This is a genomic window from Microbulbifer maximicatervae (SeqCode), assembly GCF_052467325.1.
The window spans coordinates 4,421,421-4,437,576 of sequence record NZ_CP174310.1; the positions used below are offsets into that span (position 1 = coordinate 4,421,421).

Annotated in this window: 15 protein-coding genes; 11 read left to right on the plus strand and 4 right to left on the minus strand. The window is 53.4% G+C overall.

All coding sequences use genetic code 11. The features are described 5' to 3' along the window. Positions 1-20 precede the first annotated feature (20 nt). Entirely contained in the window at positions 21-1,157 is a 1,137-nt protein-coding gene (gene proB / locus ACJJIE_RS19810) for a glutamate 5-kinase (protein ID WP_444892729.1), read from the plus strand. Between the two features lie 67 nt (positions 1,158-1,224). Here the strand turns inward: proB and rpsT are convergent, their stop codons facing one another. From rpsT to ACJJIE_RS19830, 4 genes are all read right to left on the minus strand, one after another. Beyond that, positions 1,225-1,491 (minus strand): 30S ribosomal protein S20, encoded by a 267-nt coding sequence (gene rpsT, locus ACJJIE_RS19815; RefSeq protein ID WP_108731693.1) that lies wholly within the window; start codon positions 1,489-1,491, stop codon positions 1,225-1,227. Positions 1,492-1,634: 143 nt separating this feature from the next. Further along, positions 1,635-3,659, minus strand: coding sequence for an ATP-binding protein (locus ACJJIE_RS19820; RefSeq protein WP_444892730.1), 2,025 nt, complete (start codon positions 3,657-3,659; stop codon positions 1,635-1,637). Between the two features lie 35 nt (positions 3,660-3,694). Beyond that, positions 3,695-4,384, minus strand: coding sequence for a proteobacterial dedicated sortase system response regulator (pdsR, locus tag ACJJIE_RS19825; RefSeq protein WP_108735148.1), 690 nt, complete (start codon positions 4,382-4,384; stop codon positions 3,695-3,697). A 217-nt stretch (positions 4,385-4,601) separates the two neighbouring features. Further along, the gene (locus ACJJIE_RS19830; RefSeq protein ID WP_108731695.1) at positions 4,602-5,288 is read right to left on the minus strand and encodes an OmpA family protein; all 687 of its coding nucleotides are present in this window, start codon (positions 5,286-5,288) and stop codon (positions 4,602-4,604) included. Between the two features lie 468 nt (positions 5,289-5,756). On the opposite strand from ACJJIE_RS19830, the gene murJ reads away from it, so the two are divergent. The 10 genes from murJ to ACJJIE_RS19880 all read left to right on the plus strand — a co-directional run bounded on the left by murJ (position 5,757) and on the right by ACJJIE_RS19880 (position 16,147). After that, positions 5,757-7,367: a murein biosynthesis integral membrane protein MurJ gene (gene murJ, locus ACJJIE_RS19835; protein ID WP_108731696.1), complete on the plus strand. Its 1,611-nt coding sequence runs from the start codon at positions 5,757-5,759 to the stop codon at positions 7,365-7,367. A gap of 99 nt (positions 7,368-7,466) precedes the next feature. Next, positions 7,467-8,447 carry a bifunctional riboflavin kinase/FAD synthetase gene (ribF, locus tag ACJJIE_RS19840; RefSeq protein WP_413664303.1) on the plus strand — a complete coding sequence of 327 codons (981 nt, stop codon included), beginning with the start codon at positions 7,467-7,469 and terminating at the stop codon, positions 8,445-8,447. 51 nt (positions 8,448-8,498) lie between these two features. After that, positions 8,499-11,303: an isoleucine--tRNA ligase gene (gene ileS, locus ACJJIE_RS19845; RefSeq protein WP_444892731.1), complete on the plus strand. Its 2,805-nt coding sequence runs from the start codon at positions 8,499-8,501 to the stop codon at positions 11,301-11,303. Then, positions 11,296-11,823, plus strand: a complete 528-nt coding sequence (gene lspA / locus ACJJIE_RS19850) for a signal peptidase II (RefSeq protein WP_444892732.1) — start codon at positions 11,296-11,298, stop codon at positions 11,821-11,823. The genes ileS and lspA overlap by 8 nt, the downstream gene beginning before the upstream one ends. A gap of 6 nt (positions 11,824-11,829) precedes the next feature. Then, the gene (locus tag ACJJIE_RS19855; RefSeq protein ID WP_282934364.1) at positions 11,830-12,270 is read left to right on the plus strand and encodes an FKBP-type peptidyl-prolyl cis-trans isomerase; all 441 of its coding nucleotides are present in this window, start codon (positions 11,830-11,832) and stop codon (positions 12,268-12,270) included. 43 nt (positions 12,271-12,313) lie between these two features. Continuing rightward, entirely contained in the window at positions 12,314-13,246 is a 933-nt protein-coding gene (gene ispH, locus ACJJIE_RS19860) for a 4-hydroxy-3-methylbut-2-enyl diphosphate reductase (protein ID WP_444892733.1), read from the plus strand. Positions 13,247-13,558: 312 nt separating this feature from the next. Then, positions 13,559-14,074 carry a GspH/FimT family pseudopilin gene (locus ACJJIE_RS19865; RefSeq protein WP_444892734.1) on the plus strand — a complete coding sequence of 172 codons (516 nt, stop codon included), beginning with the start codon at positions 13,559-13,561 and terminating at the stop codon, positions 14,072-14,074. 29 nt (positions 14,075-14,103) lie between these two features. Further along, the gene (gene pilV, locus ACJJIE_RS19870; protein WP_444892735.1) at positions 14,104-14,601 is read left to right on the plus strand and encodes a type IV pilus modification protein PilV; all 498 of its coding nucleotides are present in this window, start codon (positions 14,104-14,106) and stop codon (positions 14,599-14,601) included. A 2-nt stretch (positions 14,602-14,603) separates the two neighbouring features. Further along, complete coding sequence (locus ACJJIE_RS19875) at positions 14,604-15,614, plus strand: PilW family protein (protein WP_444892736.1); 1,011 nt, start codon at positions 14,604-14,606, stop codon at positions 15,612-15,614. Continuing rightward, on the plus strand, positions 15,614-16,147 hold the full coding sequence (locus ACJJIE_RS19880; RefSeq protein WP_444892737.1) for a pilus assembly PilX family protein: 534 nt from the start codon (positions 15,614-15,616) through the stop codon (positions 16,145-16,147). The genes ACJJIE_RS19875 and ACJJIE_RS19880 overlap by 1 nt, the downstream gene beginning before the upstream one ends. The last annotated feature ends 9 nt before the right edge of the window (positions 16,148-16,156 follow it).

The window sequence follows — 16,156 nt, forward strand, 5'->3', positions numbered from 1 at the left end:
TCTTGTCCTGAGGGGGAAGCATGGACTCCGCAACAGTGTCCCGGCAGGCGTTGACCAAGGCCCAGCGGTGGGTGGTAAAAATTGGTAGCGCCCTTCTGACAGATAATGGTCGAGGTGTGAATACCGCAGCCATTTCTGCCTGGGTTGCACAGATGGCTGATTTGCGCCGTCGAGGGATCGAAGTTGTTCTGGTTTCATCCGGTGCTGTTGCGGCCGGGATGGACCGGTTGGGTTGGTGTCGCCGGCCCGAGTCTATCCACCAATTGCAGGCGGCTGCCGCGGTGGGGCAGAGCCACCTTGTGCAGGTGTATGAGCAGGCTTTTGGGTGCTTTGATATTCGCAGCGCACAGATCCTGTTGGATCACGATGACCTTTCCAATCGCACTCGCTACCTGAATGCTCGCAGCACCTTGCGCACGCTCCTGTCACTGGGGGCTGTGCCTATCGTGAATGAAAATGACACGGTAGTGACTGACGAAATACGTTTCGGCGACAACGATACCCTGGCGGCTCTGGTTGCAAATCTGGTTGAGGCAGATGCGCTGCTGATTTTGACCGATGCGGATGGGCTGTTTACTGAAGATCCCCGCGATAACCCCGAAGCAGAATTAATTAGTGAGGCATCTGCACTTGATCCCAAGCTGCTGGAGATGGCGGGGGATTCCCGCAGCGGTCTGGGTCGTGGTGGTATGACCACCAAGGTGCGCGCAGCGCAGCTGGCAGCGCGCTCAGGAGCTCGCACAGTGATCGCTGGCGGCGCCCTGGAGGCGGTGATAGATAAAGTCTGTGCCGGCGAGCAGTTGGGTACCCTGTTGCTGCCAGAGGCGGACCCCCTGGCGGCGCGTAAGCGCTGGCTCGCTGGACAGTTACAGGTGCGCGGAACCCTGTTAGTGGATGCCGGTGCCGAGGCAGCTATGACTGGGAGTGGTAGCAGTTTGTTGCCGGTGGGGGTTACCGCTGTTGAAGGGCATTTCAGGCGCGGAGATCTGGTGTCTTGCAGGAATGCTGAAGGTCGCGAGATAGCGCGGGGCCTGGTCAATTATGACAGTAGTGAGAGCGGTCGGATTCTGGGGCAGTCATCGGAGAAGTTTGCCGACCTTTTAGGGTATCGGGATGACGATGAATTGATTCACCGCGATAACCTGATCCTGCTCTGAATTGGCAAGTTTCGAATACAAAAAAGCCCCGCAATGCGGGGCTTTTTTGTGTCTGCTGCCTAAGGGATTAGGCGGCCAGAGCTTTGATCTGAGCGTTCAGACGGCTCTTATGACGAGCGGCTTTATTCTTGTGAATAATGCCTTTGTCTGCCATACGGTCAATAACGGGAACTGCTTCTGCGTACGCAGTTTTTGCTTTTTCCGCATCGCCGGCATCGATGGCCGCAACTACCTTCTTGATGTAGGTGCGCACCATGGAGCGCAGACTGGCGTTGTGCATGCGGCGCTTGTCGTTCTGGCGCGCGCGTTTCTTCGCTTGAGGTGAGTTGGCCACCGGTTGCTCCTGTCTGGAATCTATAAATCTGTAACTAACAGGCCCTGGGGCCCGATCGGGACGCGACATTATCCCCACAGTTGGTTGTTTGTCAACCATAGCGGGCGTCTCGGTGCAGATATGTTGTCAATCCACAACGGCGGTTACCCGGTCGGCAACTCCAGGCTGAACTCTACACCGCTGCGGTCGCTGCGGTTTCGGGCTTTTAAGGAGCCACCGTGGAAGTCTGCGATCAGTTTTGCGATATGCAGTCCCAGCCCCAGGTGGCCGGCATTATCGCCCTGGTTGCGCACAGAAACGAGAGAGTCGAACAGCTTGTGAGCGTAACCTTCCGGGAGCAGAGGGCCGTCATTGCCCACTGTGATCAAGTAGGTATCTCTGTTTGTTGCCACTGACAGGCAAATTTCACTGCCTTGTGGGGCGAAGCTACATGCGTTATCCACCAGCTTGTCCAGCAGTTGAGCCAATAACTCCGGTGCGCCGTGGCAGGCTAGCTCCCCAGTGGGTTTGTTCAGAGTAAATCGGTGTTCGCTGTGAGCATCGCCATAGCACTGTGTCATGACTTCAAGCAGGTCTGCCAGGTCGAAAGGCTCCCGCTCCGCTTGGTGGATGCTGGTTTCAAGATTGCTGGCTGCGGAGAGACTGTTGAGAATCCCCGACAGCCTTGCACTGCCATCCATAGCCCGCCCTGCATAGCGGCGGCTGTGGTCGTCGAGTTCTCCGGCGGCGAGGTTATCCAGGGATGAGCGAACCACTGCCAGCGGTGTGCGTAGCTCGTGTGACAACTTACTGGCGAGAGTGCGCAGGTACTGGTGATATTGGTCCAGTTCTGCGAGCAGGCTGGCGAAGGCCCGGTTTAGGTCTCCCAGTTCATCGCTTGCCTTTGAATGGGGAAAGTTGCCGCGCAGTTTGCCGCTGGAATCCACTGCGTTGCGGGCGGCCTGGTGTAGCTTGCGCACGCGCCAGGAAAGCCAGCTGGCGTAGCCCAAAAGGAAGAGCAGGGCGATAGCGGCCGCGGCGCAGCTGATCAACCACAACCGGTGGGCTGCTCCCTCGGTGACTGATTGCATCGCTTCGCCAGATTGCAGGACGACGACTTGCCCCAGAAGTGGCCGCTCAACCACTTCGTCGACCCGGGTGATAACGGGCACACTCACCGCACCAATTCGGGATTGCAGCGGTCCTGAATACCATTGCTCCCGGGTGCCACGGCTGTCAGGCGTCGGAAGAGGCAAGCTATTTTCCGGCAGCTGTGGCAAATCCTCTCTGGAAAGCAATTTGCGATAAGCCCAGTCTCTCAGCCACGAATTGCTCTCGGAATCTGCCAGCTGTAGTTGTCCGTTGCTGGCAAGAAGAAACCCCTCGCTGTCCAGTACTGCGAGGCGCAGTCCAGGGCGCGCAAAGTGGTCGAGTTCTCTTTGAAGGTCTGGCAGAGGGCTCACCAGGCGTCCTGGGTGGCCATCTGTTGGAAGTGTGCTGGCGCTGCGAGTCGGTGAGGAGCCACTGCTGTTTGCCCTGTCGTGAATGCGGATAGCGAGGGCTCCACCGGTTAGGGTTTGTGGTAGAGCCAGCTCCAATTGGTAGCCGGCACCAGAAGTAGTCCATCGGCCCCTGAAACGCAGCTCGCGCTCGTAGCGGCCCTCTCTAGGGTTGTGCCACAAGGCGCTGGTGGCCCCCTGGCTGGCGACGGGCAGGATGTAGTGCCGGTCAGCGGTAAACAGCTCTACGGTGTCACCACCAGCGATCAGGCCTGTGCGGGGGTCCCGGTAGGCGGGGGTTGAGTCCGAAACAGTGAGAAGCAGGTAGATTTGCTTATCCAGTTGCCCCAGCGTCACCTGGGCCATAGGGGATAGCTGCTCGTCCTCAAGGGCTCTGGGCTCCAGTTGCTGTGCTCGCCACTCATCGCCATAGCCGTCGACTCTCGGGGCTTGAGATAGGGGATTCAGGTAGAGCTGAGCCCCTGGTGGGCGCGAAAGGCGCTGAGGATCTGGGGCGATAAGCTGGGGGGCGCTGGCCAAGCGCGCGGCAATTGCCGCCGCAGTTGCCTCGATTGCCTGGATCTGGCCTTGTGCTAGGGCGGCGTCCACCTGGCGGAGGTACTGGCAGCCGGCCCAGGGCAGGGTGAGTGCGACAAGGCTGACGAGCAAGAGTTGGCGGCGTAGGTTCATACTTAAATTTTTGAAATTGTTCGCCCGATGGCGGTTTACAGCTGCCAGCGATACCCCATGCCGTAGGCGGTTCCTATGGCATTAAACTCGGTGTCCAGCGCCTGGAACTTGCGCCTGATTCTTTTGACGTGAGAGGTGATGGTGTTGTCATCCAGTACTACGCGGGCTGCTTCCATTAGTTGGCTGCGGGATTTAACGTGGCCGGGCCTTTTGGCCAGGGCGTGGACAATCCAGAATTCGGTCACGGTCAGGTCCACGGGTTGCTCATCCCAGTGGCAGTGGAGCCTGGAAATATCCAGCCATAGCTTTCCCTGAGTTAAGCTCTCGCCTTCATCGTTTTGATCCCGCAGCACGCTAACGCGGCGCAGTAGGGCGTTAATTCGCGCCTGCATATGGGGTAGGGAGATATCCTTGGTGAGATAATCATCAGCCCCCAGGCGCAGTCCGGAAATAATATCCAGCTCTGAGTCCCTGGCGGTGAGAAATAATATTGGCAGGCTCGGCGCCATAGCGCGCAATTCCCGGCAGAGCTCAAAACCGCCCTCCACCTCGCTGCCCAGGCCAACATCGATCACGGCCAGGTCCGGCAGCCGCTGGCGAAAAGCATCCATGGCCTCAATCCTGGCGCTGTATAAATCGACCCGGTAACCGTGGCGGCGCAGAGCATCGCGGTAGTTTTCTGCGATAGCGCGTTCATCTTCGACAATGGCGATGGTTGCACTCATGACAAATCCCGACTTAATTCCTTTCTGGCGGAGAATCATGCACGAAGTTGCAGGGGTTAGGCAAAAAGGCGGGCGCAAGGCGCCCGCAAATACAACAGGGTTTCTATCAGCTTGGAGTTGCGTGAGTGGATTTGCGATCCACTCACGCTTATGTAGTGCGGCTTGAAGACGAGGGGGTATGCGGATTTGTTGTCCGCCGTGCCCCTTTCACTCAGACTCAGAAGTTTCCCGCCATGGACTCCGGAAGGGAGAAGCGGATGTCGACGCGGCGCTCCATGGCGTAGGCGTCTACATCGCCTCGGGCTGCCTGGGAGTAGGTGGAGCCGAGTGCGCTGCGGCTGATTCTTGAGGCATCAACTCCCAGCGATACCAAAGCCTCTTCCACACTCAGGGCGCGTTGATCGGACAGTACATTGTTGTAGCCGTCGCTGCCGCGGGGATCTGCGTGTCCCTCCAGGTGAATTTGCAGGTGGGGGTGGCGCTTTAGGAAGTCAGCCATGGCACTCAGCTGGTGCATTTGACCCTCCTGAAGCTCGTCCTCCCCAGTGGTAAACAGCATTTGGAATTGCAGTGAATCCAGGGCCAGTTGGCTGGCGTCGTTCGCGGACAGTTGAGCCGCATCCAATTGCTGTGCCAGGTTGCTGAGCTCTGCACGGCTCTCTGTCAGTTGTGTTGCCAGCATATCTGCCTCGTCTGCTTGCTTGATCTGCTCTCCGAGCCAGGCTCCGCCGAGTGCTCCGGCGATAAAGCCAACGGGCCCACCCAATGCTGCACCGGCAATTGCAGAGCCGGTAAAGACTGAGGCCTGCTTGGCCGGAGTCAGATTGGATTCATTTTGTTCCTTAGCGTGGGCTCCGGTGGCAATCAGAGAACCCAGGGCGACGGCCATCACTACTTTTTTCATTGTTCTGCTCCTTAGCGGCTTTTCTTACTCGTGTGGGCCTGTTCTGTTGTGGCCCGTTTGAGTGTTATTAAAAAGCTCCAAGGAGGCGCTGGCGTGGCGCAGCTATGACCAACTGCGGCTCAATTGTGGCGAAATATGGCGATCGCTCCGAAACCCAGCTCAGAAGCTGGAAGGGGCTGGGCGACCGCAGTTATAGCAGGGGGTGGATGGACAGACGGGGCTGGGGCCATCAACAGCTGCTATGTACCGCACAATTGCCAGAACCAGGGCAATACTCAAAGCACTAATGGTCATCCCTTCTCTCCCCGCACCACCAGCTCCATGGGTGGCGCGACTAGCTCGCTCTTAGTATAGGCTCGCGGTCCCGCAGTCGCAGGGCCTCAGCTCTGTAGAGGAGCCCATATATTCCCAGGTTTTGGGGTAGACTTGCCGGCCAACAAGTTTCAACTTTCGCCAGGAGTCCGAGTTTTGTCGCAGTCATCCCCAGCTCAGGAACAGGCAGTCGAAAAATCTGGTGCTTCCAGATTGCTGCGGGGCAGTTCCGTTGTCGGTGCTGCCACTATGCTGTCGCGAGTGGCCGGGCTGGTTCGCGACGTGGCGCTGGCCCGCTTTGCCGGTGCGGGCGATGCTGCCGATGCCTTTTTTGTCGCATTCAAGATTCCCAACTTTTTTCGCCGTCTATTTGCCGAAGGGGCATTTGCCCAGGCCTTTGTACCGGTACTGGCCGAATACCGCCAAAAGGGCGGTAAAGCGGCTGCGCGAGAGTTAAATGACCGGGTTGCGGGCGCTCTTGGTGGCGTACTTTTGTTGGTTACTCTGTTTGGTGTTCTCTGCGCTCCACTAGTAACGGGTATTTTTGCTTTTGGTTGGTGGTGGGACGGCAGTGAGCGTGAGAAGTTCGATCTCGCTACCGATATGTTGCAGATCACCTTTCCCTATTTAATGCTGATTTCCCTGGCGGGATTTACCGGGGCAATACTCAATACTTTCGATCGTTTTGCGATTCCGGCGCTAACCCCGGTGATGCTCAACCTGGTTTTGATTGCTGCGGCGACTGTTGCTACCAGCTGGTTTGATCCGCAAATTATGGCGCTGGCTTGGGGCGTTTTTGTTGCGGGGGTGGTGCAGCTGCTGTTTCAACTGCCTTTTCTCGCTCGTGAAGGTTTGCTGCCTAGCCCTAAGTGGGATTGGCAGCACAAAGGAGTGCGTAAAATTTTACGCCTGATGGCGCCGGCGATTTTTGGTGTGTCAGTGACCCAGATCAGCCTGGTGATGGACACTCTGCTGGCTTCATTCCTGCCCAGCGGCAGTGTTTCCTGGCTCTATTTTTCCGACCGCCTCACCGAGCTGCCTCTGGGAGTGTTTGGGGTTGCGGTGGCAACGGTGATTCTGCCGAGCTTGTCGCGCCAGCACACTGACGGAGACCCCCGCCGGTTCCGTCATACCCTCGACTGGGCTTTGCGCAGTGTCACGCTAATTTCCCTGCCCGCTTCTGTAGCCTTGGTGGTACTGGCTGAGCCGCTCCTGACAACCCTTTTTCAGTATGGGCAGATGCAGCCGCGCGATATGCAAATGGCCGCCTGGTCCCTGCGCGCTTATGCCATGGGGTTGTTGGCGTTTATGCTGATTAAAGTGCTGGCGCCGGGCTATTTTGCCCGCCAGGATACCTACACCCCAGTGCGCTTTGGCTTAATCGCTATCTCGGCCAAAATGGTGTTGAGCCTGCTGTTTGTGATACCGCTTAACTACTACTTCAAGCTCGGCCATATGGGTCTGGCGCTGGCTACGGCTTGTCAGGCCGCTATTAACGCCTGGCTCCTCTATAAAGGCCTGCGTCGAGATGATGTCTATAAACCTGAGGCTGGGTGGGGCACTTACCTGGTAAGGTTGCTTCTGGCGAATTTGGCGATGGTTGCGATTTTGCTCGGGGCCCTGCACCTGTGGTCACAGTGGAGTGAATGGGCCTGGTATGACCGCGCCTGGCGTATGGGGCTGATCGTAGCTGCGGGGGGAGCGACCTATCTGTCCGTTTTACTGGTTTCAGGATTGCGCCCCCGCCACTTCCGCGCCACAAGTTAGTTTTTTAAGTGGGCATATCTGGATAAATATGGCCTCTGGCCGCCCAGTGGGAATCCGCTATACTGTGCGGCTCGATTTTATGAGGATGGGAAAATCGCTTTGGCCCAGGAGCGCGAACTAATTCGCGGGTTGCACAACCTGCGCCCCCGCCACCGGGGAAGCGTGGCGACAATCGGCTCGTTCGATGGTGTACACCTCGGTCACCAGGCGATTATTGCGCAGCTCAAGCAGCGCGCGCAGGAACATGATCTGCCCTCGGTGGCGATTATCTTTGAGCCCCAGCCACATGAGTTCTTCTCTGGGGAAAGGGCGCCCGCGCGTCTGATGCGCTTTAAAGAGAAGGTATTGGCGCTATTTGATGCTGGTGCCGACCGGGTGCTGTGCCTGCAGTTTAACGAGAAACTGCGCAACCTGAGTGCCGATGCTTTTGTGCGCCGTATTCTGGTGGACGGCCTTGGAATCCGCCATTTGGTGGTGGGAGACGATTTCCGTTTCGGCTGTGATCGCAGTGGCGATTATCGACTTCTCCAGGGCGCCGGAGCCGAAAATGGATTCACGGTGGAAGACACGGCTACGCTTGAGGTTCGCGGAGCCCGGGTGAGCAGCACCCGCATCCGCGAAGCCTTGCAGCGGGGCGAATTTGAGTTGGCCGAGGCCTTACTCGGGCGCCCTTACAGTATTACCGGGCGGGTTGCCCCCGGCCGCGCCTTGGGCCGGCAACTGGGTGCTCCCACAGCCAATGTGCGTTTGCACCGCTACCGCTCCCCGCTGGTTGGCGTTTACACCGTTCGCACCAAAGCCGCGAATGGAAGTGAGCTCGCAGCTGGGCGGCCGGAAATTGACGGTGTTGCCAATGTGGGGTTTCGCCCGACAGTTGAGGGAGAGGGCGCCCGGCCACTACTGGAAGTCAACTTGTTTGATTTTGATGGCAACCTCTACGGGAAAGAACTAGCGGTAGAGTTTTGCCACAAACTTCGCAATGAAGAGAAGTTTGCCTCCCTGGAAATCCTCAAAGCCCGCATCGCTCAGGATATTGACGATGCTAAAGACTGGTTTGTGCAAAACCCCAAGGGACACTAACCGGTGTATAGACGATGAATTATTCTCTACTAGAGCTGAAGTAGACATCCAATGACTGATTATAAAGTGACCTTAAACCTGCCTGAGACCGACTTTCCTATGCGCGGCAATCTGCCCCAGCGCGAGCCGGCTATTTTAAAGAAGTGGCAGGAAACCAAGCTCTACGAAAAAATCCGCGAAGCGCGGGCGGGGCGCGAGCAGTTTATCCTGCACGACGGTCCTCCCTATGCCAACGGGGATATTCACATAGGTCACTCGGTCAACAAGATTCTCAAAGATATTATTATCAAGTCGAAAACCCTGAGCGGTTTTGACGCTCCCTATGTGCCTGGCTGGGACTGCCACGGCCTGCCGATTGAGCACCGCGTCGAGAAAAAGATTGGCAAGGCTGGCGCAAAGGTGGATCACAAAACTTTCCGCCAGAAGTGCCGCGAATACGCAGCCAAGCAGGTGGACGGACAGAAGAAAGACTTTATTCGCCTGGGGGTGTTCGGTGAATGGGACAATCCCTACCGCACCATGGATTTCCAATTTGAAGGCGATATCATCCGAGCGCTTGGGCAAGTGGTCAAAAATGGCCATTTGGCACGGGGTTTCAAGCCTGTGTACTGGAGCGTTGTGGGCGGATCAGCTCTGGCGGAAGCAGAAGTGGAGTATCAGGATAAAACCTCCTACTCCATTTACGTTTGCTATCCGGCGACGGAAGAGACATCCCTGGCTATCGCCGATGCGGCAGGTGGACACGCGGGTGAAGGCCCCCTATCCGTTGTTATCTGGACCACAACCCCCTGGACGCTTCCTTCCAGCCAAGCGGTTTCTGTCAATGCTGAGCTGGAATATGTTGTGGTGCAAACGGCTGAGCGCCGATTGCTCGTTGCCGAAGCACTCAAGGATGCCGTATTGGAGAAGGCGGGGCTCGAAGGTGAAGTGGTAGGCCGTATTCGCGGTGCCGCCTTGGAGCACCTGAAGCTAAACCATCCTTTCTACGAGAAGCAATTGCCGATGATCCTCGGCGACCATGTCACCACTGATGCAGGTACAGGCTGTGTACACACTGCGCCGGACCATGGTCCCGATGACTTCCAGGTGGGCAAGCGCTACGGCATCGATACCCTGAACTATATCGATGACAATGGCGTATACCGCGATATGGTACCGCTGTTTGCCGGTGAACACGTCTACAAGGTGGACGACAAAATCGTGGCCCTGTTACAGGAGCGCGGAGTACTTTTGCACCAGGGTAAGATGGAGCACAGCTACCCTCACTGCTGGCGCACCAAGACGCCGCTTATTTACCGCGCAACTCCGCAGTGGTTTGTGAGCATGCAGCAGAATGACCTTCTGGAGAATGCACAGAAGGCAGCGGATGAAGTTCAGTGGATCCCCGGTTGGGGCAAGGCTCGTATCGATGCCATGCTCGACGGCAGCCCGGATTGGTGTATTTCCCGCCAGCGTACCTGGGGCGTGCCCATCGCTTTGTTTGTTCACAAAGAGACCCATGAAATCCACCCGGACACTCCCGCTTTGATGGACAAAGTGGCTGAAAAGGTCGACGCCGAGGGTATGGACGTTTGGTTTGACTTGGACCCGCAGGAGCTTCTGGGAGATGAGGCAGGCCAATATCAAAAGGTTACCGACACCCTGGATGTCTGGTTCGATTCAGGTGTGACTCATTACGCCGTACTGGAGCGCCGCAACGGCCTGCGTTTCCCGGCAGATCTGTACCTTGAGGGCTCTGATCAGCACCGAGGCTGGTTCCAGTCTTCACTGAAGACCTCCATCGCTATCAACGATTGTGCCCCTTATAAGCAAGTGTTGACTCACGGTTTCACGGTAGATGCACAGGGACGGAAAATGTCCAAGTCCATCGGCAATACCGTTGCACCACTGGATGTAATCAACAAGTTGGGTGCAGATGTATTGCGCCTTTGGGTTTCCGCCACAGACTTCAGTGGTGAAATGGCGGTTTCCGATGAGATCCTGAAACGCACAGCGGACTCTTACCGTCGCTTGCGCAATACGGCTCGTTTCTTCCTGTCCAACCTGGCTGGGTTTGACCCGGAAAAAGATTTATTGCCGGAAAGTGAACTTCTGGCGCTGGATCGCTGGGCGCTGGATAAGGCTGCGCGTCTACAGGATGAAATTATCGAGGCTTACGATAACTACCAGTTCCACCAGATCTATCAGAAGTTACATAACTTCTGTGTCGTGGAAATGGGTGGCTTCTACCTGGATATCATCAAAGATCGCCAGTACACCACCAAAGAGGACAGTACTGCACGCCGCTCTGCGCAAACTGCCCTCTATCATATTGTTCAGGCATTTGTTCGCTGGATTGCGCCTATCCTGAGCTTTACCGCAGAAGAACTATGGCAGTTTATTCCCGGAGCCAAAGCGGACAGCATCTTTATTGAAGAGTGGTATTCGCTGCCGAAGCTGCCAGCAGACTCGGTTAAAGGTGCGGACTATTGGGCTGCCATCGCCGAAGTAAAAACTGCGGTAAACAAGGTGCTTGAAGAGCAGCGTGGAGCTGGTGCTATTGGCGGCTCCCTGCAAGCGGCGGTGACTCTGTTCGCCGAGGATGACCTGCGCGAAAAGCTCTTGGAGCTCGAAGACGAGTTGCGCTTTGTTTTGATTTGCTCCTCCACTTCTGTACAGCCACTCAGCGATGCTGCCGGTGCAGAATCCACAGAGCTGGAAGGATTGAAAGTCAGCATAAGCAAAGTGGATCACCCCAAGTGTGCGCGCTGTTGGCATTACCGTGCCGATGTGGGTGTATCAGCAGAGTATCCAGACATTTGTGAGCGCTGCGTGGAAAACGTTTCTGGTGAAGGAGAAGTGAGGCACTATGCCTAGTTCCAACCCTGTTTGGGGGCATCCATGGCGCTGGTACTGGCTGGCGCTGGTGGTGGTTGTCCTCGATATCGCCAGCAAAGTCTGGGCCGTGGATATGTTTATGCACGGCCCTTCAATGCAAATTATTCCCGGCTTGCTGCAATTTACTTATGCCGAAAACTACGGTGCTGCCTTTAGCTTCCTGTCTGATGCTGGGGGATGGCAGCGGTGGTTTTTCGGAATTATTGCCTTTGTATTTAGCGTTGTTGTCAGTGTTTGGCTATGGCGCCTGCCGACAACAAAGCGCTGGGAACCCTGTGCCCTGGCGCTAATTCTGGGGGGGGCCTTGGGCAACCTTTGGGATCGAGTGCTGCTGGGTTACGTAAGGGATTTTATTTCGGTCTATTACGGCAACTGGCACTTCCCGGTATTCAATGTTGCGGATATGGGAATTAGTATCGGCGCTGCAATGCTGGTTATTGAGCTACTTTTTTTTGCAGAAAAAGAAAGTGGCAAAGCAAAAAATAACGTGGAAGTCTAACGAACTATGAGTAATGCCGTTATCGGTGAACACTGCCGGGTGACACTGCACTTTAGCCTGAAATTGGACGATGGCACTGAGGTGGATTCAACCTTCAAAGGTGACCCAGCCTCTTTCAGTGTTGGCGATGGCAGTTTGCTGCCGGGCTTTGAAAAAGCGCTTTTTGGTTTAAAAGCGGGGGATGAAGCCGAGATCGAGATACCGCCGGAGATAGGATTTGGTCAGCGCAACCCGGAAAACCTGCAAAAGGTGCGCCGGGATACCTTTTCTCCCGATATGGAGCTGGAGCGCGGATTGGTAGTCTCTTTTGACAATGGCAGCGGCGAACTCCCCGGAGTAATCAGTGAGATTGGTGAGGACGATGTTACCGTCGACTTTAATCATCCATTGGCCGGTCAAACCTTAAATTTCCATGTGAAAATTATTGCGGTGGATTCGATCCAATAGGGTCGGGTTCCCTCTTTGTAGCAAGTAGGGTACTGAAGTAGACATGCAAATCCGAATGGCTAACCCCCGGGGCTTTTGTGCCGGTGTTGACCGGGCAATTGATATTGTGAATCGCGCCCTGGATGTATTTGGTGCGCCGATCTATGTCCGCCATGAAGTGGTGCATAATAAGTTTGTGGTGGAGAGCCTGAAAGAGCGCGGTGCAGTCTTTGTCGATGAACTCGATGAAGTGCCCGATGATGTTATCGTTATCTTCAGTGCTCACGGTGTTTCAAAAGCTGTGCAGCGCGAAGCTGGAGAGCGCGGCCTGCGTGTATTCGATGCTACTTGCCCGCTGGTTACCAAGGTGCATATTGAAGTGAGTAAGTTCAGCACCGACGGTGCTGAGTGCATACTTATCGGCCACGCTGGGCACCCGGAAGTGGAGGGCACAATGGGGCAGTATGACAACTCTGCTGGCGGTGCCATTTACCTGGTTGAAGACGAAGAGGATGTTGCGAAGTTAACTGTTAAAGACGAGAGTAATCTCGCCTATGTTACCCAAACAACACTATCCATGGATGATACCGCTCGAGTAATTGATGCCCTGAGAGTGCGTTTCCCTGAAATCCGTGGGCCGCGAAAAGATGATATCTGTTACGCGACCCAGAATCGCCAGGATGCTGTAAAGCAGCTGGCTCTGGAAAGTGACCTGGTCCTTGTTGTTGGTAGCCCGAATAGTTCTAACTCTAATCGCCTGCGTGAACTCGCTGAACGCTGTGGTGCTGCTGCCAAATTGATCGATGGTGCAGATGATATCGATGCGGATTGGCTCCAGGGTAAGGCGGCTATAGGGATCACAGCGGGAGCGTCAGCACCGGAAGTCCTGGTACAAGGAGTGATTAGCCGACTGCAACAACTTGGTGCAAGCCTTCCTGAAGAAATGGATGGAAGGGCTGAGAATATACGATTCTCCCTACCTAAAGAGCTGCGTTAATCAGCAGCTCTACCGCCCTTCGCCAATCTGACTAGCCCACTTATCGCTCCTCCCAATCCGTTTGTCGGCAAGCGGCAAAACCATCGACCCTATCGCTTACCTGCTCCCTGTAAACTGGTATATATACGGTAATAAAGAAACAAAGTGCCGGACTTCCATTTTGTTTGCACATTGTTTATGAAGTTTCGAGGTGGGAATTTCTTTGTGTATGAAATTTATACCAAATAGCTAAATGAATTAGATATAGAGAGACTTATAGACCTATGATTAGCGGCACATTTAAATGCTTGTCGGTTCTTTAAGGTAGCAGTTATGAAAAAATTTAAAAATATCATAGGGGCAACCCTGATTGAGTTAATGGCCACAATCACGATCCTGGCGATAGTATTGGTGATTGGACTTCCCTCTTTTAATTCATTACTTGAAAGTAATCGTTTGTCAGCGGTGACAAACGATTTAAATAGCACTCTCCAATATGCCCGATCTGAAGCTGTACGTAGGGGAGGTGATGTGGGAATAGGTGTAATTGATAACAATATTGATAATGGAATTGTTGTCTGGGTTGATGATGATGGAGATGATTCTTACTCTGCTGGAGAAGAGTTGAGAATACTCCAGGTTGAGTATTCCGATATTACTATTTCGGCTGATATCTCTGGCACCGCAGTAGCTGATCTGACATTTAGCTATGGTTCGCAGGGAGAAATAAGCCTTGGAGCTACTTTGACTTTAGAGCTTTGTGATAGCCGTACGGGGGATTATGGTCGTCAATTGGAGGTTCTTGTATCAGGAGCTTTACGATTAAATAGAGATATAGATTGCCCGTAGAGGTGCTGGGTGAAAAGAGGATAATTTTAATGTTCAAGCAAAAAGGAGCAACTCTAATTGAGGTGCTCGTATCGGTTTTGATCCTGGCGGTTGGGCTTTTGGGGTTGGCGGCAACTCAAGTGATGAGCCTAAAAAATGGGAATGGCTCACATCACCGCTATATGGCAGCACTTGCAGCGCAGGAAATTATTGAAAGAATGCGTGCTAATCCTACCGGTGCTTCAGATGGTGAATATGATGGGAGCGTTGGTGGTTCATCGAGTGATGGTGGCTCAGGTGGTAGTGATAGCAGTTCAACACCAAGCTGCAGTAGTGCATGTTCCGTAAGTGAGTTGGCAGAGTTAGATCTCTATGAATGGGAATTAATCTTATCCTCAAATTTACCGTCGGCTACAGGAACTATCGAACGTAATTCAGGGGAAGTTACGGTAACCATATCCTGGAGTGAGCAACATACGGGAGAGAATTACGGCAGTGTAGATGGTGGCCTAGATAATGCCACTTTTGAGATGATAGTGGAGCTTTAACAATGCGAGCTTATGGTAATCAGAAAGGTCTCTCATTAGTTGAATTAATGATAGGTATTTTATTGGGCTCCCTGCTTTTACTTGGCGTATTACAAATATTTCAAAGTAATAGTGATACTTTTCGTATGCAGGAAGGGTTCTCTCGAGTACAGGAGAATGGTCGATTCGCGGTTGATTTATTGAGTAGGGAAATACGACTTGCCGATTATTGGGGGTGTGCTCCCGATCAGGATAGCATTGAGAATAGACTTGATACTACAGATGCATTCTTAACCTCTATAGGCTCTGATGGGATTCAGGGAATTGATAATGCAAGTAGTACAACAATAAATTCAATGGCTGTTATCGATGATAGTGATGTGTTGATCCTTGGAGGTGTTGTTGATGCCTGTGGTGGGTCAGGCCGTATGTTAGAGCCAAGTAGTGGAGACTTAATCGTAAGTTCAAATTGCCCTGTGGAAGCTGGTGATATTGTCTTGGTCTCCACTTGTATTAACGGCGATGTCTTTACCATTACAAATATTACTGGCGCTGTTGGAGATGGTGATAGGACGTTAGAGCATGAAGATGGAAGTGTCGATAGCGATTGGGTTCAAAATTTAAGTGATACTCTTACGGAAACGTATGGAGCTGATTCAGCAATTTTTCAACCATATCAAAAAACCTATTTTATTGCAGAGAATACAACTGGGACCAATTCTTTATTCGTTAATGATGAGAATGATTCTGTCCAAGAATTAGTTCCCGGTATAGAGGATATGCAGGTTTCTTACGGTCGGGATACTACAGGAAGTGGAATAATTGACACCTGGCAGAGTGCTAGTACAGACCTTGATGATATGTCAGAAGTTGTGGCTATTAAATTGGAATTATTGGTGGCTAGCGATAACGATGCGAGTGTAAATAGTCAAACTATAAGCCGGCTCGATGGTAGTGAAACTGAATATACGGACGGACGAATTAGAAAATTGTATGTTGCTACGGTAAAAGTGCGTAATCGAGGTGATATGTGATGAGGACATTCAGATCGCAAGATGGCGCTGTGTTAATGGTTAGCCTGATTATTTTATTGATATTAACCCTAATTGGTATTTCAGGAGCTAGAAGTGTTCTGATGAGTGAGCGTATGACCTTTGCTTCCCGTGATGCCAAAGTGGCTCTCGAGGTGGCGGAGTCTGTTGCACGCCAAGGTGAAGAGTATATAGAGACACTAACTGACCTGGATGACTTTGGAACAACGGGATGGCGGCGTACTGCAGGTGATGGTCCAGATGATTTATTTAATGAAGATACTTGGACTGACACCAATTCAGTTGAGCAAACAGTAGCTATGGAAGGTGCTGATGGTGAAGCTCTAACTGGTCGTATGTTTATCGAACTTGCAGGACTTACTGAAGATGACACCGATGTCACGAATGTAGACCTTAGTGCTGGTTCTACGGACAGCGATAGCTCAGAGGTTCGAGTATTTAAAATTGTTTCTCGTGGAGTAGGGATTGGTGGTACTGAGAGAATCATTATCACTCTCTATGGTAAAGAAATATAAAAGAGTAAA